23 protein-coding genes are annotated in these 24,730 nt (G+C 42.6%); 8 read left to right on the forward strand and 15 right to left on the reverse strand.

Features of this window, described 5'->3' with window-relative positions:
* Positions 1 to 113 precede the first annotated feature (113 nt).
* The 3 genes from ACYJZR_RS07380 to ACYJZR_RS07390 all read left to right on the forward strand — a co-directional run bounded on the left by ACYJZR_RS07380 (position 114) and on the right by ACYJZR_RS07390 (position 6,970).
* Positions 114 to 4,499, forward strand: a complete 4,386-nt coding sequence (locus ACYJZR_RS07380) for an RHS repeat-associated core domain-containing protein (RefSeq protein WP_406966343.1) — start codon at positions 114 to 116, stop codon at positions 4,497 to 4,499.
* A 2-nt stretch (positions 4,500 to 4,501) separates the two neighbouring features.
* On the forward strand, positions 4,502 to 5,404 hold the full coding sequence (locus tag ACYJZR_RS07385; protein WP_025507048.1) for an immunity 49 family protein: 903 nt from the start codon (positions 4,502 to 4,504) through the stop codon (positions 5,402 to 5,404).
* Positions 5,405 to 5,749: 345 nt separating this feature from the next.
* On the forward strand, positions 5,750 to 6,970 hold the full coding sequence (locus tag ACYJZR_RS07390) for an ammonium transporter (protein ID WP_406966355.1): 1,221 nt from the start codon (positions 5,750 to 5,752) through the stop codon (positions 6,968 to 6,970).
* Between the two features lie 74 nt (positions 6,971 to 7,044).
* Here the strand turns inward: ACYJZR_RS07390 and ACYJZR_RS07395 are convergent, their stop codons facing one another.
* Positions 7,045 to 7,224 carry a hypothetical protein gene (locus ACYJZR_RS07395; protein WP_005453881.1) on the reverse strand — a complete coding sequence of 60 codons (180 nt, stop codon included), beginning with the start codon at positions 7,222 to 7,224 and terminating at the stop codon, positions 7,045 to 7,047.
* Between the two features lie 120 nt (positions 7,225 to 7,344).
* Between ACYJZR_RS07395 and cobB the strand changes: the two genes are divergently transcribed.
* Positions 7,345 to 8,070, forward strand: coding sequence for a Sir2 family NAD+-dependent deacetylase (gene cobB, locus ACYJZR_RS07400; protein ID WP_062852418.1), 726 nt, complete (start codon positions 7,345 to 7,347; stop codon positions 8,068 to 8,070).
* A 75-nt stretch (positions 8,071 to 8,145) separates the two neighbouring features.
* Here cobB and ACYJZR_RS07405 read toward each other — a convergent pair whose 3' ends face one another.
* The 5 genes from ACYJZR_RS07405 to potA all read right to left on the reverse strand — a co-directional run bounded on the left by ACYJZR_RS07405 (position 8,146) and on the right by potA (position 13,376).
* Positions 8,146 to 9,183 (reverse strand): extracellular solute-binding protein, encoded by a 1,038-nt coding sequence (locus ACYJZR_RS07405; RefSeq protein ID WP_005453907.1) that lies wholly within the window; start codon positions 9,181 to 9,183, stop codon positions 8,146 to 8,148.
* Between the two features lie 250 nt (positions 9,184 to 9,433).
* The gene (locus tag ACYJZR_RS07410; protein WP_017448550.1) at positions 9,434 to 10,465 is read right to left on the reverse strand and encodes an extracellular solute-binding protein; all 1,032 of its coding nucleotides are present in this window, start codon (positions 10,463 to 10,465) and stop codon (positions 9,434 to 9,436) included.
* Between the two features lie 106 nt (positions 10,466 to 10,571).
* Positions 10,572 to 11,342, reverse strand: a complete 771-nt coding sequence (potC, locus tag ACYJZR_RS07415; RefSeq protein WP_005389180.1) for a spermidine/putrescine ABC transporter permease PotC — start codon at positions 11,340 to 11,342, stop codon at positions 10,572 to 10,574.
* Complete coding sequence (potB, locus tag ACYJZR_RS07420) at positions 11,342 to 12,202, reverse strand: spermidine/putrescine ABC transporter permease PotB (protein WP_005457403.1); 861 nt, start codon at positions 12,200 to 12,202, stop codon at positions 11,342 to 11,344. The genes potC and potB overlap by 1 nt, the downstream gene beginning before the upstream one ends.
* Positions 12,183 to 13,376: a spermidine/putrescine ABC transporter ATP-binding protein PotA gene (gene potA, locus ACYJZR_RS07425; protein WP_005477641.1), complete on the reverse strand. Its 1,194-nt coding sequence runs from the start codon at positions 13,374 to 13,376 to the stop codon at positions 12,183 to 12,185. The genes potB and potA overlap by 20 nt, the downstream gene beginning before the upstream one ends.
* A gap of 323 nt (positions 13,377 to 13,699) precedes the next feature.
* Between potA and ACYJZR_RS07430 the strand changes: the two genes are divergently transcribed.
* From ACYJZR_RS07430 to ttcA, 4 genes are all read left to right on the forward strand, one after another.
* Positions 13,700 to 14,497, forward strand: a complete 798-nt coding sequence (locus ACYJZR_RS07430; RefSeq protein ID WP_005457395.1) for a hypothetical protein — start codon at positions 13,700 to 13,702, stop codon at positions 14,495 to 14,497.
* Positions 14,490 to 15,326 (forward strand): glucosaminidase domain-containing protein, encoded by an 837-nt coding sequence (locus ACYJZR_RS07435; protein ID WP_005495027.1) that lies wholly within the window; start codon positions 14,490 to 14,492, stop codon positions 15,324 to 15,326. The genes ACYJZR_RS07430 and ACYJZR_RS07435 overlap by 8 nt, the downstream gene beginning before the upstream one ends.
* 12 nt (positions 15,327 to 15,338) lie before the next feature.
* Positions 15,339 to 15,998, forward strand: coding sequence for a DUF2987 domain-containing protein (locus tag ACYJZR_RS07440; RefSeq protein WP_406966344.1), 660 nt, complete (start codon positions 15,339 to 15,341; stop codon positions 15,996 to 15,998).
* A 190-nt stretch (positions 15,999 to 16,188) separates the two neighbouring features.
* Positions 16,189 to 17,082 (forward strand): tRNA 2-thiocytidine(32) synthetase TtcA, encoded by an 894-nt coding sequence (ttcA, locus tag ACYJZR_RS07445; RefSeq protein ID WP_005477636.1) that lies wholly within the window; start codon positions 16,189 to 16,191, stop codon positions 17,080 to 17,082.
* A 95-nt stretch (positions 17,083 to 17,177) separates the two neighbouring features.
* Here ttcA and uspE read toward each other — a convergent pair whose 3' ends face one another.
* The 9 genes from uspE to ccoO form a co-directional block, all read right to left on the reverse strand.
* Positions 17,178 to 18,125: a universal stress protein UspE gene (gene uspE / locus ACYJZR_RS07450; RefSeq protein WP_005495023.1), complete on the reverse strand. Its 948-nt coding sequence runs from the start codon at positions 18,123 to 18,125 to the stop codon at positions 17,178 to 17,180.
* Between the two features lie 179 nt (positions 18,126 to 18,304).
* Complete coding sequence (locus ACYJZR_RS07455) at positions 18,305 to 19,051, reverse strand: FNR family transcription factor (RefSeq protein WP_005477663.1); 747 nt, start codon at positions 19,049 to 19,051, stop codon at positions 18,305 to 18,307.
* 90 nt (positions 19,052 to 19,141) lie between these two features.
* Positions 19,142 to 19,819, reverse strand: a complete 678-nt coding sequence (locus ACYJZR_RS07460) for a sulfite exporter TauE/SafE family protein (RefSeq protein WP_406966345.1) — start codon at positions 19,817 to 19,819, stop codon at positions 19,142 to 19,144.
* An 8-nt stretch (positions 19,820 to 19,827) separates the two neighbouring features.
* The gene (gene ccoS / locus ACYJZR_RS07465; RefSeq protein WP_005457379.1) at positions 19,828 to 19,992 is read right to left on the reverse strand and encodes a cbb3-type cytochrome oxidase assembly protein CcoS; all 165 of its coding nucleotides are present in this window, start codon (positions 19,990 to 19,992) and stop codon (positions 19,828 to 19,830) included.
* A 14-nt stretch (positions 19,993 to 20,006) separates the two neighbouring features.
* The gene (locus ACYJZR_RS07470) at positions 20,007 to 22,370 is read right to left on the reverse strand and encodes a heavy metal translocating P-type ATPase (RefSeq protein ID WP_406966346.1); all 2,364 of its coding nucleotides are present in this window, start codon (positions 22,368 to 22,370) and stop codon (positions 20,007 to 20,009) included.
* Between the two features lie 4 nt (positions 22,371 to 22,374).
* Positions 22,375 to 22,851 (reverse strand): FixH family protein, encoded by a 477-nt coding sequence (locus ACYJZR_RS07475; protein WP_005457371.1) that lies wholly within the window; start codon positions 22,849 to 22,851, stop codon positions 22,375 to 22,377.
* An 89-nt stretch (positions 22,852 to 22,940) separates the two neighbouring features.
* Positions 22,941 to 23,915 carry a cytochrome-c oxidase, cbb3-type subunit III gene (gene ccoP / locus ACYJZR_RS07480; RefSeq protein ID WP_005477628.1) on the reverse strand — a complete coding sequence of 325 codons (975 nt, stop codon included), beginning with the start codon at positions 23,913 to 23,915 and terminating at the stop codon, positions 22,941 to 22,943.
* The gene (locus ACYJZR_RS07485; protein WP_005396487.1) at positions 23,915 to 24,088 is read right to left on the reverse strand and encodes a cbb3-type cytochrome oxidase subunit 3; all 174 of its coding nucleotides are present in this window, start codon (positions 24,086 to 24,088) and stop codon (positions 23,915 to 23,917) included. The genes ccoP and ACYJZR_RS07485 overlap by 1 nt, the downstream gene beginning before the upstream one ends.
* Positions 24,089 to 24,097: 9 nt before the next feature.
* The gene (gene ccoO, locus ACYJZR_RS07490; RefSeq protein WP_005457377.1) at positions 24,098 to 24,718 is read right to left on the reverse strand and encodes a cytochrome-c oxidase, cbb3-type subunit II; all 621 of its coding nucleotides are present in this window, start codon (positions 24,716 to 24,718) and stop codon (positions 24,098 to 24,100) included.
* Positions 24,719 to 24,730: the final 12 nt, after the last annotated feature.

Raw genomic sequence — 24,730 nt, forward strand, 5'->3', positions numbered from 1 at the left:
AAGGATCCGGCTTTCACACGTTTGCTTTGTATTCTCAGTACCTGCTAGATGAAAACAAAGCAAACTTGTGAAGTCAGTGGTAGGCAATAGGAAAGGACACACTCGTTACAACTATGATTCCTCAATTTGTTATCCCTCTCACCAACTGCCTTGGTCAAAGCTATCATTTTTCCAGTCAGCCAATCCCAAAAGGTGAACACAAAAAGTTTGACTCAGAACAGAGTGCGAAGGCGTTTCTAGATGACTTCGTACCGCTTAGCTCAAGCCGTGTTGAAGAGTTGTATCATCTACTTGATCAGTTTCCCCCAAACGTACCGGATGAAGAACTGACACCAGAGCTTTATGCGCCTGTATTTGCAAAAGCACTTGTGAATGGTTCTCTTTATGTCGCTAGTTTCCCTAAAACAAAGAAAAACGCGACAATATCCAGTGAACCAACACCGGTACCTAAGCAAGTAAAAGCAAAGTCTAAGCAGAACAAAGCACATACATCTTCTAAAACCCAAGCTAAGAATTCAGCCTCTGCAAAGCCTTTACAGACGGGCAGCGAATGTCATGAAAAAGCGGGAGATCCGGTTTCTCTAGTAACGGGCGAAGAAATATTAACACTCAATGATGTAGAGCTTCCCAATGGCTTCGTTTGGTCAAGAACGTATCGTTCATCCAAAGCTTCCCGAAATCAAGGTCTTGGTTACGGTTGGCGACATGCTTTTCAATTTGAACTGAAAGAAGTCACAGATGAAAAGCACAACGTCACCTCATGGGAATTTGTAAGTGATTCTGCTGACGAGATTGAATTTGAACCAGTTGAGAATGGTTCAACAAGTTATCAAGTCTATGTCGGAGCAAGCTGTCATTTCCTAAACCCAAATACACGAATTGTCACTCTTTCTAGTGGTGATCAATATCGTTTTGAGTTGGTAGAAGACATTTGGCTATTAAAACAAGTCCGCAATGGAATCTTTTCGACGTTCCAACTCCGTTATTCGAGAAACCATCGTCTAGTTGAAGTTGCACATAACAAGCGACCAGTTCTTGAGTGTCAATATGATAAACAAGGGCGCCTTGTTGAATTGCTGAACGCAAAGACAGAACAAGTATTAACAACATATATCTATGACGAGCAAGACGATCTTGTTGGTGCGACGAATGATTTGGGTTTGACTGAGCGATATGAGTATCAAGACCAACATTTGATAGCCAAACGTGTTCGACCAACAGGGTTTACGCATCACTTTGAATGGTCGGGAGAAGGCTCGAGTGCTAAGTGCATTAGAAACTTTGGTGACTCAGGTATTTATGATTATCGATTCCATTATGAGGGCGCAAAGTCCTCTTATTCTGACTCTTTAGATAATGAGTGGACTTTCATTCATGATGAGCAAGGTCATCTGCTTGAAAAATCGAGCCCGACAGGAAGAACGTGGCAATGGCACTATGATCATTTAGGGCGTAAAGAGAAAGCGGTATTCCCAGATAACTCGACAACACAGTACCAGTACAATCAGCAAGGCCAATTAATTTCCAAACTGCACTCTTCCGGTGCTCAAATTCAATATGGTTATGACAGCTTAGGTAAGCTTGTAAAAACGGTATCTCCTGATGGTGATCTTGAAAAGGCCTATTACAACAGTCTTGGCCAACGAGTGTGGGATATCGATGCTCTAGGCTGCGTAACGGAGTATGAATACGATAAACATGGTCAAGTCGTAAAGAGAGAGTCTGAAGATGGTAAGAAGAGCCGTTGGTGGTGGGATAAACAACAAAGATTAGTCGCTCATGAAGTAGATGGCACTTTACTTCGCTACAGTTATGGCGCTACCGATTTAGTTAATGGGATTGCGTATCCCGATGGATGTGTTGCCCAGATTTCCTATGATGATTACGGACGCCGCACATCGATAAGATATTTCAACGACGAAGACAAAGTCGGTTACAGTGAAGAGTACGCTTATGACGAGTTTAGTCGTGTTGCACAGATACACACACCAGAAGGTGTCACGTCTTATCAATGGGGAGCTTTGGCTCAACAAGAAGCGGTAATCTTCCCTGATGGCAGCCATATTTCCTACGAGTACGATCAACAACGTAACCTAACGAAATTAGTTCGAAGTGATGGTCTAGAGTTTGAGTTTTTGTACGACAGCGAAGGTTTACTATCAGGTACCGTAGGATTTGATGGGCTACACAGCCAATTCAAATACGACTCTATGGGAAGAATCACCCGAAAAGATGTTGTAGATAGGACCGTTTTATACCGCTATGACGATGCTGGCTTTCTTCAGCATATTAAAGCGGGAAATGGAAAAAATATTGTTGAGAATCACTTTAACTATACGTTAGGTGGAAGATTGACTTTAGCCTCTAATCGTCATCAAACTCTACAGTATCAATATTCCTCATTTGGACATTTAACTAAGCGTATTCAAGGTCAATTTGAAATCGGTGAAGAGTTTAACCGAGTCGGGCAGCGTATTTCGCAAACCTTGCCTGACAAGACGTCACTTAACTTTTCATACGACACCAAGGGTAGGCTTTCCGAAATCCGGTTTAGCGATGACTCATTACCGAAAATTGAGTTCCAATATGATGTTATGGGGAGGCTTTCTGTCACTGAAACTGCGAGTTTCAAAGAGAGCAAGCTTTATGACGGTGTCGGCCGATTAGTCGAGCAGCAATGGTCAGGTAGAGAAAAAAAATACATATACAATGCACAGAACCGAATCTCTTCAATTTTAGATAATACTGCAGGGGCAACTCACTATCAGTACGATACTCTCGGGCACGTTACAAAGGTTAGAGAAGCAGGTTCGACTTCAACATTTGAATCAGATAGCTTTGGGAATCCCGCTTTGGCTGATTCTAAGGTAATGAGTGACCGAATTGAAGTTTATGCAGGTGTTCGTTACAAATACGACCAACAAGGCAATCAAGTTAAACGAGAAGGCGATGGCACGGTTCAAAAACGTGTGTTTGACGCATTAAATCAACTGGTAGAAGTACATGGTGATTCTAGTATTAGTCACTATGAATATGATGCATTAGGCCGTAGAACAAAGAAAATTACTCAACATGGTATCACCGAGTTTCTTTGGGAAGGTGAGCGTTTGCTCGGAGAACGCACGGCCGATGGCTTTCGTTGGTACTTATATCAACCAGAAACCTACATCCCATTGGCTGTGTTAGAAAATGGCTCAATTTATTTGTATGAATGTGATCAGGTAGGCAAACCGGAGCGACTAAAAGACAGTGCCGGAAATATCGTTTGGAGTGCAAGTTATGATGTCCATGGATTTGCTTCTATAGACGTTGAAGAGGTGAGAAATCCACTGCGTTTTCAAGGGCAGTACTTCGACCAAGAAACCAACTTACATTACAACCTCGCTCGTTATTACGACCCTAAGCTAGGACGCTTTATCCAACAAGACCCGATATCTATTGCTGGTGGTATTAACCATTACCAATATGCAGTGAACCCTATCCAGTGGATTGACCCAACAGGTTTTCTTTGTGAAGAAGGGCTAAAACGCTTGCAGAAAATGCTGGCTGAGTATCAGGCGCAAAACAACGTTCCCCAAGAGGTTTGCGATCAGATTTTAGAGGCGGCAAAAGAGTCATCTGTCGGAGAAGATGGCGCTCGTTCGCAAGTCAAAATCCGAAAACCCAAAGGTAAAAATCATATTCGATATGAATACGACCTAGACCATATTGATTGCGAGAAAAACGAGATTACTTTTTATCGTCATATCAATCATTCAGATGGCAGCAGACACGAAGTGCAGTATGTTGTTGGGATTGAGGAATTTGTAAATGCGCATGTTTTTGACTCAGAGAAAGTTGGCGGGGAAGAAGGTTGCACGATCTTCACTGAAGATCTTGTGCTGAATAAAGCAGAGTATAAAGAAAACTCTGAACTCAATACGAGTGGTTATGAGCTAACAGAAAGAAACAAAGCAAAAATTGATGAATGTTTGAAAGAGCGTCAAAAGGCTGTGGACGCTCGAACTGGCGAAGAGGGATATAACGCTCAAATCGGCAATATTAACCAACAGTCTGCAAAAATTGGTGAGTTGGCCGCGGATGACTTTGTTCGAAATAAATGTCCCAATGCTAAGTTGCTTCATCCCAAAGATATTGGAACTTCAATTTCGAAGCCGGGCGACTTTGACATGGTTTACGAGGTGGAAGAGCCACCACCAGGTGAAATTATCATTGTTGAGGCCAAAGGGGGGAGCAGCCCGCTGGGTAGCCGTAAGATTGGAAACGAGGCATATCAGCAAGGTACAAGTAAATATGCGGCGGAAATAGTTAAGTTAATGTCGAAAAATATAGAAGGAACGACGGAAAAAGTAGCTGCCGACGAAATTCAATACGCCGCTTTATCCGGCAGACCTATTCGATATATACATACTCAAGCAAGCATCCCTGAAAGTGGAAAGGCCTCGGACTTAAAACTAGAAGTGGCAGAGTTTAAAATTAATTCCAAAGGATTAAAGTAAAAATGCAAAGTAATGAATCGATCAAGATCGTAGAGCGCAAAGCAAATCCTGAACTTGACGCACAAGCCATTGCGAGTAAAAAAAAATTTATAAACAGGGTCCTAGATAACAGAAAAGAAGGTCTTAAAGTCAGGAGGGAAAATCTAATCAGTCTTGGTGATTTTGCCATCGACCAGGTTCGCTGGTATACCTGGTTCCAAACCTCACATGAAGATGAACAAATATGTACCTTGCGTCTTTATGAAACTTCTCTAATGGGCGCTTGTTATCATCGGCTTACTATGTTTCCGAATGAGTCATTAACTATTAAGATACTCGGTTACCCAGAAGTAACATGGGATGGTGAAGGTATCTTAGAGATGGGCTTCATTTGTCCTTCAATGTGGCTGGATACCTATTTTACCTCTGTAATCGTCCGTGACAAAGCTAGTATGGATGTGTTGGCAAACTTTCCGATTTCTTTGATGAGACAGAGTTCTACCAAAGCGGGTGAGCTGTCTTATATGCTGGTGGATGTGATTCAGTCTTTCCATAACCGTACAGCAGACTACCCTGATAAACTGGTGGCCGCGATGGACGCGGCAGTTGCTCAGGGTGATGATTGGGCGTTAGAAATTGCCATGGGTATTTTGGAAACTTTTGCCGCCCTGACAACCGACATCGGTTATGATTTCGAAGATGTACTCATTAAGAACCTTCAGTTCCAAGAGCAATACCAAATGAGGCTCGATAAGCCAGAGGACTTGATTTCTATAGAAACTTTCATCTCTTTCCCTCTACTTGGTATGGCTTGTATGTGGTACGACAAAGGCAACCGTCTATCTATTGAAACCGGTTGGCTTCCTCCTTATCTCGTCGAGGGGCGTTGGTTAGAAGATGTAAAAGCAGGCAAGATCACACGATAAATTATCATTTAGTTAGAAATTTAATGTATGAGCCATCTCTTATGAGGTGGCTTTTTGCGTTTATGGCCAGAGTATACTAATTAAACGCGTGCATGTTGTGCGCATTATATTGGTGCATAGACCCTACATTGGTGCATTTGAATAGATAAAATCAATACAAATAAATGTTTTTGATTTCATTTAAAGTCTTATAAAACAATGAATTAAATCCTAATTGTTAGAAGAGTAAATTATGGAACGGTAATTGCTGTATTAGACGCTTTGTGAATTTCATTCACCAAATTGGTGATGACTTTAACTTTGATGCACAGGATGAGTGCGCTACAAATAACGGAGATAAACATAATGAGTGTAACTGCCGATCAGGTACATGGCGTTGTACAAGCTCTCACACAAAGTTCCGATACACTTTTTCTATTGTTGGGTGCCATCATGGTTTTTTTGATGCATGCTGGTTTTGCTTTTCTTGAAGTGGGAACCGTGCGCCAAAAGAACCAAGTAAACGCACTCGTTAAAATTATTGCCGATTTTGGTATTTCTGCGATTGCTTACTTTTTTATTGGTTATTGGGTTGCTTATGGCGGCACGTTCTTTTCCGATGCTCAAACCTTATCTCAAGATAATGGCTACGAGTTGGTTAAGTTCTTTTTCTTACTGACCTTCGCTGCGGCGATTCCTGCTATTGTTTCTGGTGGTATCGCGGAGCGAGCTCGTTTTTATCCGATTCTAATCGCAACATTTTTCACTGTCGGCGTCGTATACCCACTATTTGAAGGAATGATCTGGAACGGAAACTTTGGTGTTCAAGCTTGGTTTGAAAGTACCTTTGGTTATGGTTTTCACGATTTTGCAGGTTCGGTCGTTGTGCACGGCGTTGGTGGATGGATTGCGCTGGTGGCTGTTACTTTTTTAGGGATGCGTAGAGGTCGTATCCGCGCAGGAAAGCATACGAACTTCGCTCCATCTAATATCCCATTTTTGGCACTTGGGGCTTGGATTCTCTGTGTTGGCTGGTTTGGTTTCAACGTTATGTCCGCTCAAACTCTTTCTGGAATCAGTGGCTTAGTGGCGATGAACTCGTTGATGGCAATGGTTGGAGGTATCGTAGCTTCATTACTTGCGGGTAAAAATGACCCTGGCTTTATTCACAATGGCCCTTTGGCCGGTTTGGTTGCGGTTTGCGCGGGGTCAGATTTAATGCATCCGCTTGGTGCATTAGTGACAGGTGCCGTTGCTGGGGTTTTGTTTGTGTATCTGTTCACGTATCTGCAAAACCGAACCAAACTCGATGACGTACTGGGTGTGTGGCCTTTGCATGGAGTATGTGGTGCTTGGGGCGGGATCGCTGCAGGAGTTTTTGGTCAAAGTGGATTTGGTGGAATGGGCGGTGTTAGCTTCGCGGTTCAAGTTTTAGGGACATTTCTTGGCATTTCCATTGCGGTTTTAGGTGCTCTTGTAGTCTATGGCGCAATTAACGCTCTAACAGGTTTAAGGCTTTCAGAAGAAGACGAGTTTAATGGTGCGGATTTAGCGATTCATAAAATATCATCTACTAACGAAGACTAATTTAATCGAAAAAAGAGCGGCATCAAACCGCTCTTTTTTTAAACTGTTTGCTTCAAATCGATATACAAGCCGCTTTAGCAGTTGCCTTTTTTAGCTTGACCAGGGGGGCAAAAGCTACCATTGCCATGCGGCCCATGATTGTCATCATTTGTGCTGACTTTTACTTTTACGTCGTCAATTTCACCTTCCACATTTGTCAGCTGACAGCCTGCTAAAGTCGTAAGTAATATAAGCGCCAGAGATACTTGTCTCATTGCGATTCCTCTCAAAATGTAATTCTAATAGTGACCATTACGACCATGGTCTAATCCATACTACTACAGTTGCTATTCTTTCAGTGTTAAGCTAATGAAAAAGAACGACAAGGATAAGTTATGAATTTCCCTTATAGAAATATTGTAGTACTTACTGGAGCAGGTATCTCGGCTGAATCTGGTATTCAAACATTTCGAGCCCAAGATGGCCTGTGGGAGAATCACCGAATTGAAGATGTAGCAACACCTGAAGGTTTTGCTCGAGATCCAGACCTTGTTCAGAGTTTTTATAATCAACGCCGTCAAAAGCTTCAAGATGAAGCGATCATACCGAATGCTGCGCATCTTGCTCTTGGCCGTCTTGAAGCGGAATTAAAGGGAAAGGTGACGGTTATTACGCAGAATATTGATAACTTGCATGAAAGAGGTGGCAGCCAAAATGTGATTCACATGCATGGTGAGTTACTTAAGGCGCGATGTAGTGAATCTAACCAAGTTATTGAACATACCGAAGATATAAAAACTGGTGAGCTTTGCCATTGTTGTCAGATCCCATCACAAATGCGCCCACATATTGTGTGGTTTGGTGAAATGCCACTGAGAATGGGAGAGATATACGCAGCACTGGAAGAAGCTGATTTGTTTGTCTCTATCGGCACTTCGGGCGTCGTCTATCCGGCCGCAGGCTTTGTGCATGATGCTAAAATGCATGGCGCTCATACTATAGAAATTAACCTTGAGCCAAGTGCGGTTGAAAGTGAATTTGAAGAAAAACGCTATGGTAAAGCAAGCGTTGAAGTACCGAAGCTTGTTGATGAAATCCTTGCTTTGGAAACGAAAGCATAAAAACTTAAACCCAACTATCAGATACAAAAAAAAGCGGCTCATGAGCCGCTTTTTCACATCTTTAAAATTAACGAATTAGTTGTTTACTTTTAGCTTTTGGAAGTACTCATCGTACATTACGCTCGCTTCGCCAACTTCATCTTGCCATGTACCGCTGTCCATTACTTCTTGCGGAGGGAAGATGCTTGGGTCGTTAGCAAACTCTTTTGGTAGCAGCTCATGTGCCGTCTTAACTGGAGTAGGGTAACCAATCTCTAGTGCAATCTTAGCTGCGTTCTCAGGGCGTAGTAGGAAGTCGATCATCTTATGAGCAGCATCTACGTTTTTCGCGCCAGCTGGAATTGCTAAACTGTCCATCCAGAAAATGGTGCCTTTTTCAGGCCAGATGATGTCGATATTCGCACCTTCTTGACGAGCCATGTAAGCAGAGCCGTTCCAAAGCATACCAAGAGACACTTCACCTGCAAGGTAAGGGTTTGCAGGGAAATCAGAGTTGAATACCAATACGTTTGGCATTAGCTTTTTCAGCTCTTCATAAGCTGCTTTGATTTCATCTGGGTTCGTTGTATTTGGCGAGTAACCAAGTTTTGTTAATGCAATGTGGAATACTTCACGAGAGTCATCCATCAGCATTAGTTGGCCTTCCCACTTGCTATCCCAGAAATCGTCCCATTTAGAAACAGACGATTTATCTAGCATATCTGCGTTGATACCAATGCCCGTCGCACCCCAAATGTAAGGGATAGAGTAGTTGTTGTTTGGATCAAATGGTTTATCTAGGAAGTTGGTGTCAAGATCGCTAAAGTGAGAAAGTTTCTTTTTGTCGATCTCTTGCAGCATACCTTCTTTACGCATTTTAGAAACGAAGTAGGTAGACGGTACTACCAAATCGTAACCAGAACCTTGCGTTTTTAGCTTCGCGTACATACTTTCGTTAGATTCGTATGTAGAGTAGATAACTTTGATGCCAGTTTCTTTTGTAAAGTCTTCAAGAACTTCGTTTGGAATGTATTCCGACCAGTTGTAGAAATACAGTTCTTGATCAGCCGCCATTGCAGGGGTAGCGATTAGCGTCGCTGCACATAGAGCGCTTGCGTAGAATTTACTTTTCATTTGTTTTCCGTTTTGTTTAGCGATTGGACAAATCAATACTAGTCGCAGTTATTAAGTTGAGCCAAATCGCAATAAGCACAATCCCGTTTATTTAAATCAATTTATACCGAGCCTTTTTAGAGAAGCGATAATTCTGTGAAACTGAGCTAAATAAACCTAGCAACGCATAATTATATCAGTCAATTACAAAAATAGGCAGCGTATCGCTGCCTATTTTCAGTTAGTCGATGCCTTAGTAGGCAAGATCAGATTATTGACCCGCTTTCAGTTTCAAGAAGTAGTCTTCATATTTCACTGTCATATCACCAACCGAGTCTTGCCATTCAACACGGTCAAGATCTTCTTGAGAAGGGAACAGCGGTGCTACGTCTTTAAACTTCGAGTTTGATTCTGTAACGGCGGTTAGGTAGCCAGTGTCACGAGAAATTTGCTCTGCGATTTCAGGGCGTAGTAGGAAGTCGATCATTTTGTGCGCTGCTTCTACGTTTTTCGCGCCAGAAGAGATTGCGAAGTTATCAACCCAGCCAATACCGCCTTCTTTAGGGAAGACTAGCTTAAGGTTTAGGCCTTCGTTTTGCGCCGCAGCCGCACTGCCGTTCCAAAGCATACCAACGCCAACTTCGCCAGACATGTATGGTGCACCCGGGTTATCAGAGTTAAATACTAAAACGTTTGGCATCAGCTTTTGCAATTCAGCGTATGCTTCGTCGATTTGCTTTGGATCTGTAGAGTTACCTGAGTAACCCAATTTACGTAGGGCAATGTGGAATACTTCACGAGTATCGTCCATTAGCATTACTTGACCTTCAAGCTCAGGCTTCCATAGGTCTGCCCAGCTTTGGAAGTCGTTTGGATCGTACATATCAGCGTTAACTGCTAGACCTGTAATCGCAACAACGTGTGGAATAGAGTAGTCGTTATTTGGATCGTAAGGCTTATCTAGGTAGTTCTTATCTAGGTTGCCGAAGTTTTTCAGCTTAGTCTTATCGATCTTTTGTAGCATACCTTCATCGCGCATTTTTGCTACGAAGTAAGTTGAAGGTACGACTAGGTCATAACCTTGGTTATGAGTTTTTAGCTTTGCGTACAAAGTTTCGTTCGACTCGTAAGTCGAGTAGATCACTTTGATACCTGTTTCTTTAGTAAATTGCTCTAGGATATTACTGTTGATGTAAGGACCCCAGTTCATAAATACCAATTCTTTATCGTCCGCTGCCGCTGAACCTGAGAACAGAGAAAGCGCACATGCACTACCAGCTAATAGAGTAGCCCATTTTTTCATTGACGTTAGCTCCAAACCAAACGTTGTCCAAATCATTTTGGACGGTAGATAGAAAAACAGAATGGCATGTAACCATTCTGTTTCGTGATGTTAACGGATGCGGATTTTACTTTACTTTTTCTCTTGCTAGCAACTGAGAAATTACTACAAGAACCAAAGATACAATCAACATGACCGTTGCTAGGGCATTCACTTCCGGTGAAATACCCACCTTAACCATCGAGTAAATTTTCAATGGTAGGATTTCGTATGTTGGGCCTGTTACAAACGAGCTGATAATTACGTCGTCTAAAGACAGAGTAAAGCTTAGTAACCAACCTGCAGCAACCGCTGGCTTCGCAAGAGGAAGGATGATCTGTTTTAAGATAACCCATTCACTTGCACCAAGGTCTTTTGCTGCTTCCAACATTTTCACATCAAAGCCGTTCAAGCGGCTGTAAACGGTTACCACGACAAACGGTAAACAGAATGTGATGTGCGCAATCAATAGAGTAAAGAAACCAAGCTGCGCGCCTAAAACTAAAAACAGCGCCAACAATGAAATTGCCATCACGATGTCTGGTGACATCATTACAACAAACAGCATGCCGTTTACCGCACCTTTACCTTTAAAGGAGTAACGGAATAGGGCAACGGCCGTCAAACTACCAATAATAGTAGCAGCTGTTGCAGAAAACACCGCGACATTAAGTGAATGCCACGCTGCTTGCATAAGGCTGTCATTGTTAACTAGGGTTTCGTACCATTTGGTTGTAAACCCGCCCCATTTCATACCAAATTTGTTGGCATTAAATGAGTTTACGATCAATACGATGATTGGTAGATACAAAAATGCATATACCAGCGCCATAAAGCTAAATCTAACTGTACGTCCCATTAGTCTAGCTCCACCTTCTTATTCAATAGTTTGCCTGCTCTGTAGTAGGCGTACAGCATGATTGCCATTGCAATAGTAAGTGCGATACTGGTTGCCGCACCGAATGGCCAATCACGAGCGTTTAATACTTGGCTCTTAATTACGTTACCAATTAATAGGTTCTTCGCTCCGCCCAGAAGGTCGGAGATGTAGAACATACCTAACGCAGGAAGAAGTACCAACAAACATCCACCAATAATGCCAGGCATCGTTAACGGCAAGATCACTTTTGTGATGGTTTGCAGTTTGCTTGCGCCTAAGTCTTTTGCAGCCTCAATGTAGGTGTTGTCTAGCTTCTCAATTGCCGAATACAGAGGCAGAATCATAAACGGCAGCAAAATGTAGACAAGACCAATCATTACCGCTGTTTCTGTATACATAAGACGCAATGGCTTATCGATAATATCCATTGCCATTAATGACTTGTTCAAGATGCCCTGTGTGCCAAGAACAATCTTCAAACCGTAAGTACGGATAAGTGAGTTTGTCCAAAACGGTACAATCACAAGAAACAGCATAAACGGGCGCCATTTCTCAGGCATTTTTGCCACGATGTAAGCAAATGGGTAGCCGATGATTAAACACAACAACGTCGCAATGATTGCCATGTAGAAAGAGTGCATCAGCACTTTTGCGTACAATGGATCTAGTAAACGAAGGTAGTTGTCGAAAGTAAAAGTCAGTTCAATTAAGTTCGCTTCATCACGCGTTAAAAAACTTGTACCGATAATCATTAGGTTTGGAACCAACACGAAAAGTGTTAGCCAACCAACAATTAGGGTAATGATTGCGTTCTGAAGATTAATCTTCTTGCTTATCATTGAGTACTACCTCCCAGCTCTCAACCCAAGTGATAGCGACTTTTTGGCCGAGAGAGTGGTCCACATCTGGATCATCTTCGTTAAAGAACTCGCTAACCATCACGCGCATGCCTGAGTCCAGTTGGACAACAGAGTCTAGCGTCATACCCTTATAGGTACGTTCAGTGACGTGACCAACAATGCCTTTTTCTTCAGACTCTTTGATCTCTTCGATACGTAAGTCTTCAGGGCGAAGCAGCACTTGTAGTTTGTCACCTGCTTGTGCTTCTTTGTCGTAGTAAACGACAGACTCAACACCTTCGATTTCCGCACGGATGCGTTTTTCATCAATGCGTTCAAGCATTGTTGCGTTGAAGACATTAATCTCGCCGATAAAGCGAGCAACAAACAAGTTTTTAGGTTCTTCGTAAATTTCACGTGGTGAGCCATCTTGTTCGATAACACCATCGCGCATAACGATAATGCGGTCAGACATCGATAGAGCTTCTTCCTGATCGTGAGTAACAAAGATAAAGGTAATACCAAGTTGACGCTGAAGTTGTTTCAACTCAATCTGCATTTGTTTACGAAGTTTGTAATCAAGAGCAGAAAGCGATTCATCAAGTAGCAGTACTTTTGGCTTATTTACAACCGCACGCGCGATCGCGATACGTTGTTGCTGACCACCAGAAAGTTGGTGCGGCTTACGCTGCGCCATTTTTTCTAGGCGAACCATACGTAGCGCTTCCATTACGCGTGGTTCGATTTCTGCCGCAGGCGTTTTTTGCATGCGTAGGCCAAATGCCACATTATCGAATACGGTCATGTGAGGGAATAATGCGTAACTCTGAAATACCGTGTTGACGTGCCTATGCTCTGCAGGAACTTGCGTTACATCTTGGTCATCTAATACGATTTGACCGTTATCTGCCGTTTCAAAACCAGCGATCATGCGTAAAACCGTCGTTTTACCACAACCAGATGGACCAAGAATCGTCAGAAACTCACCATGATTAACATCAAGATTTAAATTACCGATGATTTCCTTTCCATCGAAACTTTTGCTGATACCAGATAAACGAATAACTGGCTTTCCTGCTTGCTGTTTAGCGTTCAACGTCTGTATTTCTCCCACGTTAAAATTGGGTTTACGCCAATTAGTGTGACATAAGTCATTCACTTTTGAGGCGCGCATCATAATCACCAAAATTGTGAAATTAAAGCATTTTCTTATCTTGAAACAGAAAAAATTTTGCAGGCAAAAGTAATCATTCCTTACCATACTGTTTTTAAGAGGTTATTTGCCTTTTAAACACAGTTCGGTAGGGCTTTGTCATTAGCAACAATTGCTTTCAATTTCATAGTTTTGTGAGTGGTTAATTATCAACCAAATAGTAGATATTGCAAGGATAGAACGTCAGTTCTGATTTTAGACATGGAAAGATTTCTTTATAATGTTGGCCACTTTAATTGACTGGTATACCAGTAAAAAATTCACAAGTTAATCTTGGATAATATATGAATAACGATTTTGAAAAAGATTTCAATCTTGGGGGGAGTGTAGAGCGAGCTTTGTCTGGCGACTACGAACTAAAAGCGAGTGCTGTATTTAGTGAAGCTTGGCGCGCAACCATTCAACACTTTTTATCGTTCTCGCCAGCGATTATTCTTTTGCTTTTTGTCCAGTTGGGGATTTTCTACATTGCACTTCAACTTCAATTGGGCGACCCAAGTGTCATTCTCGATGCGATAGAAAATCCGGAAGCATTCACCGCTAATATCGTTTCTGCTATTTATATCGCTAACTTTAGTTATGAAGTGATCAGCGCCCCCATTTATGCTGGGATCAGTTTGATGGCAATGAGTCACGTAGCAGGGCTAAAAACCAAAGTTCGTCATGTCGGTAAAGGTCTGCAATTTACCGTTCCTGTTATTATTGCAACGCTGTTCAGTTTAACGTTGCAAGGTGTCGCGGGAATGATCCTTCCACCGCTTTCATTATATTTAGCAATGGCGTTTAGTCACTCTATCTTACTGATTTGCGAGAAAAGAGTGCCACCTATGCAATCGTTATTATTATCACTACGTGCGATCAATAAGAAGATTTTTGTTGTGGCTGGGCTTTACATGGGCGTTATGTTGATGTTTATTGTTGCGGCTATGTTCTACGGTATTGGCTTTATTTTTGTCTTGCCATTCTTCTTCCATTTGAAGGGCATCCTTTATCGAGAAATGTTTGGCATCAAACTTAAGATCGTAGCAACACAAAAAAATGATAACGATCACGATGGTAAATCTCAGGTGTTTAATGCCTAAATCTTTAAAATTAATGACTTTACGAGTGGCGGCTGCCTGTATAGCCGCCACTTTTATTTCGGTAGGTCCATATTTGCATTACGACCGCCAGTTCAAAAGCGCGAATGATCCTAATGTTGTTCAAGGTCCGGTGAAACATCCTGATTTGTCGCACTTGCCCTACATTGGGGACATTCCAGACTTTAACTCTATCAAAGACGCCAAAGAAAAAAAGGCGGCATTTTTCGATTTCTTACGGCCTAAAATCGCACTAGAAAATCACAGGATTGAAAAAGAACGTGCTTTTCTAAGCTCTCTTGAGATTGGAGAAGTGTCGCCGGACGAAGAAGCTTACGCAGAAAGATTAGCGCAGTTATATGGGTTTCCTCTTCATGATGGTCATGTTGATGAAGCTTGGCTGACTGAAATGTTAAAGCGAGTCAATGTTTTACCAGAAGCATTAGTGCTAACTCAAGCTGCCAATGAATCCGCGTGGGGTACTTCTCGTTTTGCTACTCAAGCAAACAACTTGTTCGGCCAATGGTGTTATAAACAGGGTTGCGGAATTGTGCCTGCTCAGCGTGCTGCAGGAAAAACTCACGAAGTTCAAAAATTCGATTCAGTTCAGCAGTCAATTCATGGCTACTTTATGAATGTGAATCGCAATCCAGCTTACGCTGACTTACGTGATATTCGAGCTATGTTGGCAGATAAGCACAAAAACTTGTTATCCGTGGCGACAGCATCAGAACTCACTCATGGACTGTTGTCTTACTCAGAGAGGGGCATTGCATACGTTAATGACTTACGCTCGATGATTCGTCACAATAACGCCTACTGGACTCAATAAAATAATAATCGAATGAAAAAGTTAAGCTTAATTTTAGGAAGTGCAGCACTCTTGCTCTCGTCACCGATAACGCATGCTCAAGAGTATATGTTTACGTATTCCAAACTGTATACTCAGTTAAAAAATAACACTAAAGAAGGGCATGATGACGTTAAAGTCGGTGTGTTCTTCGTCGATGCCAGAACTAAGCAGCTGTGTGCGATCGAAAAAGCGTGGATGGAAAAGGAAGAACACTACGAAGAGTTTGTGATTCCAGCATCGAAAGAACTACCATTACCGATCGACAAAAATCTAAAATCCGCAAATCCTTTGGTATTCGTACATACCCCTAAAGATAGCCGATGTGATTATTCTTTAGTTGTTATGACGAAAGAACCGTTACAGGGTAGCGTTCCTTACGAGCAACTGAAGCCATTAATGCCTCAAATGCAAAGCATGTTAGAGGATTTAGGGGGGATGTTTGCTGGATGGTTCACACCTGAAGTACAGGGCGTCACAATGGAGTTTGCCAACGAACTGAACGGTAAGATCGTTTTTTCAAATGGACAAGAGAAGGCGATTGTTAACGGTAAAGTGCAGGTTGCTTTGAGTGAAATTGGCGAAGGTGGAACAATAACGTTACCGGAACCAACGATGAGAGTACTTCCTTATTTGCCCCAAGCAAAGAAATAGCACTATCTCCACGAAAGAGCCGCATTCGCGGTTCTTTTTCTATTCCATGATGATAAATCAGCGTACTTATTTTCTTATCCTTCAATACAAACATTTAATCCTGCTGCAAAAGCCCGTATAATCCACGCCCCAAAGAAACCCATGTTAGGAAGTCCTACTGTCGATTTTATCGGCGATGTGAGAGCCCGCAATGAACCAGAAAGATACAAGAAAAGAAACCCTTGAATTCAACAAGCTTCAAAAACGTTTGAGAAGAAATGTTGGAAATGCCATTACAGATTACAACATGATCGAAGAAGGCGATGTTGTCATGGCATGTATAAGCGGTGGTAAAGACTCATTTGCGATGCTCGATATCCTGTTGAATCTACAAAAAGCGGCACCAATCAAATTTGAAGTGGTTGCTGTTAACCTAGACCAAAAACAACCTGGTTTCCCAGAGCATATTTTGCCTGAGTATTTTGAGACGCTGAATATTCCTTACTACATCGTAGATAAAGACACATACTCAGTAGTTAAAGAAAAAGTGCCAGAAGGTAAGACAACGTGTGGTCTATGTTCTCGTCTACGTCGTGGTACGCTTTATTCATTTGCTGAGAAAATCGGCGCAACAAAACTTGCACTTGGTCATCATATGGATGACATCGTAGAAACGATGTTCTTGAACATGTTCCATGGTTCTCGTTTGAAGGCAATGCCACCAAAGCTACGCTCTGATGATGGTCGTAACGTGGTTATTCGTCCGCTGACTTACTGCCGCGAAAAAGACCTGATCAAATACGCAGAGCACAAAGATTTCCCAATTATTCCTTGTAACCTATGTGGTTCTCAAGAGAACTTGCAGCGCCAAGCAATCAAAGCAATGCTGATTGATTGGGATAAGAAGACGCCAGGACGCGTAGAAGCGATTTTCAAATCAATCCAAAACGTAAGCCCAAGCCAATTGGCAGACCGTGAGTTGTTTGATTTTGTAAACTTGCCGCTAGATCGTGACGGTAGCCGCGAAGAGTATGAGTTTAGTGAAGCAGTCGTTTCTTCAACTAACATCGATGAATCTCTATTCATCGATGTAACGAACATCTAGTAAATAGGAGGCAACAATGCCTCCTATTTTGTACTTGCTGAAACCGAAAATAAAACGGCCCAAAAGAGGGGCGTTTTTATATTTGATTATTTGCTCTACGTTGCGGTATTTGGATCGAGAGGGCTGATATAACCTTTTGGTTTTAATGCCAGTACATCACAGTTAATCTTATCGATCACATGCTCTGCTGTGTTGCCGATAAAGACCGCTGAAAGACCCGTACGACCAGTCGTACCCAAAATCACCATTGCTGCATTTAATCGCTCCGCTGCTGCAGGAATGACGTCTTCTGGTAAACCTTGTTCTACGATGGTTTGTTCTTCGTCGATGCCATGTTTTTGTCTCAATGCTTTCATTGCGGTGAGATGGTGGCCACGAACCGCATCCGTGTAGGTCGTTGGGTCAAATTCAGGCAACTCAATCGTAATGTTAGCCGGTGTAACAGGATAAGCGTTGACGAGATACGGTTCAGCATCGAGACGGTTTGACATCTCTTTGAGGCGTTCAACCATCGCGTCGTTCAAATCAATGTGAGTTGGGTTTTCTGACCCCACGTGTACAGAAGCGAGAATATTAGCTTGCTCCGGCCAATCCGAGTTCTTGATCAAAAGTACAGGGATAGGGCATTTACGTAATAAATGCCAGTCTGTTGGCGTGAAAATCACAGACTCTAAAACATCGTGTTTACGTGTCCCTTTGATTAGAAGATCGTGCCCACCAGCATATACTTCAGCAATGATTGCTTCGTAAGGACGGTTGTGCCACACAACGCAAACATCAAAATCGAAGCTATCGTTTAAGTACGGTTGAGCAATCTTACGCATCCACTGCTCACGTTGATGGATAACGCCGCGACGCATCGCATCTCTTTCATCGACTGACAGCATTGAGGTCATGTCATAGGAAAAATCGTAGATGGATAAGAAGAAGGTGATTCGGCTTCTGGATACACTCTTTTGAGCTAATTGAACCGCTCTAGCGAGTGCAGGCTGTTCATCATTATTGATGTCAGCAACAACAAGAATCTTACTGTATATACTCATAACTAAGCCCACTTATGTTGCGAAACCAAATACTGAAAACAAGTTAAATCAGTAAATTGGAGACTCTTCGTATATTTTTACTGTAGCTTAGTTTGGGGAACTTTTTGAGGACTTTCGAAGGGATTTTATGAGAAACATGATGTAGCTCATTTTCGAGCTACATCAATAAGTAAGCGAGATTACTCTTTTGTTACACCGGCAAGTTCCATTAGCGCATCATGATCTAAGATGGTGATGTACTTACCTTTAACACTCAGAATTTCAGATTTTTGGAAACGACCTAATAGGCGGCTGATGGTTTCAACCGTTAGGCCTAAGTAGTTACCAATATCGCCACGAGTCATGGTCAAACGAAATTCTCTTGGGCTGAAGCCACGTTGAGAGAAGCGAGTTGACAGGTTGTACAAGAAAGCAGCTAGACGCTCCTCAGCATTCTTCTTAGAAAGCAGAAGAATCATTTCCTGGTCGCCTTTAATTTCGTTACTCATTAAACGCATGATTTGCTGACGAAGTTTAGGCATTTTGCCTGATAGGTCGTCAAGGATCTCGTAAGGGATTTCACAAACCATTGATGTTTCAAGAGCTTGAGCGAAACTAGGGTGGCAGTCACCAGTAATAGCGTCAAAACCAACTAAGTCACCAGCTAAGTGAAATGCTGTGATTTGCTCATCACCTTGTTCTGTGATTGTGTAGCTCTTAATCGTACCAGAACGGATAGCGTACAAAGATTTAAGCTCATCACCTGCTTTAAATAGCTCTTGTCCTTTTTGGATAGGCTTTTTACGCTCGATGATTTGGTCCAACTGGTCAAGTTCAGATTCATTCAGAGTGAATGGGATACACAGTTGGCTAATGCTACAATCTTGGCAATGAATCGCGCAACCGCCTGATTGGATACGCTTTGTTGCAGGTTTTTCAGAAATCATAACAACCTTTCACTATTTGATATACATCAATATTTTAGCACCGCTTAATCCTAAAGGATAGCAAAAATATCGGTGGTATAGAGTTTTGCGTTATATGAAACCAAGCATCTGCATGGCACCCGCGGCAGTATACGCGCCATAGACAATTAAGATTAATGCTGAGATGTTTCTAAATATTAATGATTTTTGCAGTTTCTGAAAATGGCTAGCTCCGTAACCAACAGCGAGCATGGATGGCAGCGTTCCCAAACCAAAAGCTAGCATGATTAGGCCGCCATTTACTGCGCTACCGGACACCGCCGACCATGTTAATGCCGAATAAACTAACCCGCATGGTAACCACCCCCAGACAAAACCAAAGGGCAGTGCGTGTAATGGCTTTTTAAGTGGTAAAAGGCTTTTTCCAGCTGGAGAGATAAACTTCCAAAGGTGCTGGCCCATCTTTTCTACGATGAGTAAACCTTGCCACCATTTCGCAATATATAACGCAACCAAAATCATGAAGATTGCGGCAACAAAACGCAGCCACGCAAGAGATTGAGCTAAGCCGCTGAGTTCCGATAACCCTGATATTGCACCTCCGACAAGTGCGCCTATTAAGGCGTAACTGCTGAGTCGTCCAAGGTTGTAGAATAAAGGTATGGTTGGGGAGGATTTTGAGCTTGAACTACCTAAGGAAAGTAGGGATGCGATACCACCACACATCCCCATACAATGGCCGGCCCCGACAAGGCCGATAAGCAAAGCACCTAAAAAATCAGGATTCATAAAACATACTACGGTTTCTTATTGTCTGATTGTTCTTCTTCATCTAATAAAATGTTGTGTCCTTGTCGCTCAAGATCTTCAAACTGGTCGCTTCGAACCGCCCAAAGAAAAATAGCGACAGCAACGCAAACAAGAACAATCGCGATTGGAATTAAAATATAAAGGCTTTCCATAAGTGTTCTCTTGTTTACTTCTCTTTTAGAAGTCGCAGTGAGTTAGATACAACAATGATTGAACTTGCTGACATCCCAACAACTGCGATATAAGGCGCAACTAATCCTGCAACCGCTAACGGCAAAATTAACAAGTTGTAGCCTAATGACCAAGCTAAGTTTTCACGGATAATCTTTCTTGTACGAAGAGCCAATAGGCGAGCTTCCAATAGCTTTTCTAAGTTATCTCCAAGAAGCGTCATATCTGCTGATGCCTTTGCAACGTCAGTACCACCGCCCATAGCCACGGATAAATGGGCTCCGGCTAGAGTAGGCGCGTCGTTTATGCCATCACCAACCATCATGGTGATATCACTGCTATCAAGGCTCTTAAGATACGCGAGTTTGTCTTCTGGTTTTGCAGATGCGATCACATGCTCGATACCAATTTCGTCAGCAACAGGCTGTGCGTTTTGAATAGAGTCACCAGTAAGTAAGGTTGTTTTGATGCCAGCTTCAGCAAAACGTTGAATAAACGCCTGACTTTCTTTGCGAATAGGGTCGTGATAATAAAAAGTTGCAGCGTGTTCGTTGTTTATTGATAAGTAAATGGCATTGCTTTCTTTAGTGCTCGAATCTAGCACAAACGAGGAGCTGCCAATTTTTACCGCCTTACCATTCCAAATCCCTTCGATTCCTGAGCCAATCACGTTTTTAACATCTGTTACAATAATCTCGTCATTACTGAAACCGGTAAATGAACGCGCAATAGGGTGGTTTGCATGAGCTTCAAGAGCAGATGCAAGGGCCAGACTTTCCGCTTCAGAAAGCTCTTTGAATGTGCTCGTACGGCTAATCTCGATGTCACCTTTCGTTAATGTTCCCGTCTTGTCGACGACGAGATGATTAACTTTGCAAAGCGTTTCGAATACATGGCCTTTTCGCAACAGAATGCCAAAATTGCCCATTCGTGAAGTCGCACAAGTTAGTGCGGTCGGTGTAGCAAGGGATAATGCACAAGGGCATGTAGCGACGAGAACCGAAAGCATAATCCAAAAAGCATCATCTGGTTTGGTTTGGTGCCAATAAAACCAGGTTCCAGCTGAGATGATAAGAATTACACCAACAAAGTAGCGTGCTACGACGTCAGCAACTTCTGCAATTTTTGGCTTTGAATGCTGTGCTTCATCTTGAAGGCGCACAATATTTGAAATCATCGAGTCTGCTTTTGAATTGGTGACTTCCAACTCAAATGATTCATCTCCGTTTAATGTACCTGCATAAACAGCATCACCTTCTTTTTTTACGACATGAACAGACTCACCAGTCAGCATTGATTCATCAATATGAATACGGCCAGAAATCACTTTGCCATCAGCAGGGATATGTTCGCCAGGGAGAACGCGAATGCGATCACCAATCTTCAGCGTTTTAACTGGAATTTGTTCGCCGTCTAGTGTTGTTGCAATGGCAGGGATAAGCTTGAGCAAGTTACCGCTAGCAGCAGCAGCTTTGCGGCGAGCGCGCATTTCTAAGAATCGACCCACTAACAAAAAAAAGGTAAACATCGAGATAGATTCAAAGAATACTTCGCCTTGCTCAGTTACTGTCGCAACTAAACTCGCAACATAAGCGAAAATCAAAGCGATCGAAACTGGGACGTCCATGCCTAGAGTTCGCCCTTTAATGCTTCGCCAAGCATTAAGGTAAAATGGTAGGGCAGAGTAAAGAAGAACTGGTGTAGCGAAAATCAAACTTACCCATCGGAAGTAGTTTTTAAATTCGGGTTCCAAATCGCCAAACACTTCTAAATACAACGCCACAGCAAGCATCATTACTTGCATCGTCGCTAAGCCAGCAATACCCAATCGGTAAAGGTACTGCTTCATCATTCGGTGATAAGATGCTTCTTGTTTGTCTGCTTCAAATGGCGCGGCTTTATAACCAAGCTTATGAATAACTGAAAGCAGTTCACTTAACTTAACTTGAGTTTTGTCCCACGCAAGCAAAGCTCGGTTTGTTGTCGTATTTACCCGTATGGAGACTAAACCTTTAGCGCTGGATACTTGCTTTTCAATAAGCCATGCACAAGCGGCGCAGGATACACCTTCGAGAGATAATGTTACTTCAGATACATTGTCATGGTTACGTACAAATTCTGATTGAACATCTTCATTGTCATAGTGGATCAGGGCTTGAAGTTGTTCTGGAACGAGGTCCGCTTTTTCAGCGGGCGCGGTTCGGTACTGGTAGTAAGAAACAAGACCGCTATCTACGATAGTTTGTGCGACAGTTTCACACCCCGGGCAGCACATCTCACGAACTTCGCCAAGTATTTCTACTTTAAAATCCGTGTTTGCTGGTACATCTTCACCACAGTGGTAACAGGATTTGCACATAAAATTACTTCATTAATGAGACAGAAACTGCTGGAAATTCGACTTTGCCTTGAATCATCCATTGCTTATCGTGTGGTTGAAGTTCAACAAACCACGGGCCTTGTATAGCGTCTTCAGTGGTAAAACGATAGTTGCCAGATGCATCTGCGGTAACTAGCTTCGTAAAATCACGATCGGGTAATGTACGGTGAGTAAACGTTGCTGTAAGCGCTGGGTAGTGCGTTAGCGCTCCTTTCGTAAAGCCAATTACGATATTGTTATCTAGAGAAGAAATGTTCGCATTAAGACCAAGATCACGAGCGACGTTCATTTTACTGATGTCGATATTTATGCCTTTGCCTTTTTTATAGTAATCCTCAGCAACAAGAGAAACAGAGTTGTTTGAAAAGACGACTACCGTGGCGATTGTCCAAACGACTACCGTAAGAGGAAGGATGATTAGGAACCACGGCCAGAATTGTTTATACCAAGGCTTTACCATAAAAAAGTTCTCAACAGCTAAATGAAAAAATGTAAGGCATTAAATTTAAAGGAAAGACAGCCCCTGTGAAAGGGGCTGTTATTGAAATGTTACTTATTGTCTGAGTTGCTTAAACTCCAGACATAAGAGGCAACAAGTTGAACCTTATCCTCACCTAGAATGTCCTTCCATGCTGGCATAACACCAGAGCGGCCATTCATTACGGTTTCAGTTACGGCAGCACGCGAGTCACCAAATAGCCAGTCTTGGTCAGTTAGGTCAGGGGCACCAACTGCTGGGTTACCTTTACCATCTGTACCATGACACGCTGCACACACAACAAAGCGAGCTTTACCTGCTGCAGCTTCACGAGCGTTAACTTTACGACCCGATAGACTTAATGTGTAACTTACTACTTCTTGGACACCTTGCTCACCAAGCGCATCTTTCCATGCTGGCATTTGACCAATACGGCCATGCATGATAGTTGTTACGATTGCTGCTGGCTCACCGCCATATAGCCATGCGTCATCAGTTAGGTTAGGGAAACCTTTTTGACCGCGAGCATCTGAGCCGTGACATTGTGAACAGTTTTGCAAGAATAAACGTTGACCAACTTTTAATGCTTCTGGGTCTTGCGCGATCTCAGGAACAGGGCGTAGACCATTCGCATTATGAGCAAGTTTACGGAATGCTTCGCCGAAGTAGGCATCCGCATCATCCAGTTCTTTTGCGTATTGGTTGAGTTGTTTATTTTCTTGTGCCTGTGCAATAGCTTCTTTTGACTCTTCAAGCGAACGAACGGTTTGAGCCGAACTTTGCCAGTTTAAAAAGCCTTTAAAGCTACCTAGACCTGGGAACAGGGCTAGATATACTGCTGCAAACACAAAAGTGCTTACGAAAAGGTAAGTCCACCATTTCGGTAGAGGGTTGTTTAGCTCGCGAATACCATCGTACTCGTGGCCCATGTCTTCCCCTTCCTCGACGCCCATTTTATCTTTGGCGCACCAAGTCAGGAGGATCGCACAGCCTACTAGCGTACCGATAGTAATCACGATAATCCAGAGACTCCAGAATGTAGTCATTACTTCTTCACTCCTTGGTTATTTGGGGTCGTTTGTTCTTCGTCAGCAAACACCAAGTTGGCATCTTCTTCGAAGCGTGCTTTACGCTTCTTACTAAATGCCCACCATACGATGCCGATAAAACTCGCGAAGAGCACTACGGTATAAATACTATGAATTGTACCGAAATCCATATGATCCCCTTACTTCATTGCATGACCAAGAGACTGAAGGTAAGCGATGATTGCATCCATCTCTGTTTTACCTTCTACTTCTTTAGCCGCATTCGCGATTGTTTCATCTTCGTATGGAACACCAAACTGATCTCGGAACACTTCAAGTTTCTTCTGAGTCAGCTTGCCATCTAATACGTTCTCAGCAAGCCAAGGGAAACCAGGCATGTTTGATTCAGGTACTAGTTCGCGAGGGTCAAGTAGGTGTACGCGGTGCCACTCATCAGAATAACGACCACCGACACGAGCCAAATCAGGACCTGTACGCTTAGAACCCCAAAGGAATGGATGTTCCCACACACTTTCACCTGCTACAGAGTAGTGGCCGTAGCGTTCCGTTTCAGAGCGGAAAGGACGAACCATTTGACTGTGACAAACGTTACAACCTTCACGGATATAGATGTCACGACCTTCCATTTCCAGAGGAGTGTAGACTCGTAAGTTTTCTACACTTTCTGTGGTTTGCTTTTGGAAAATCAAAGGAGTGATTTCAACAAGAGCACCCCAACTGATTGCAAAAACAATAAAAATAGCCAACAAACCGACATTACGTTCTAGAATTTCATGGCGATTATTAGAATTATTACTCATTCTTAAATCTCC

The organism is Vibrio sp. RC2502 (assembly GCF_054850435.1).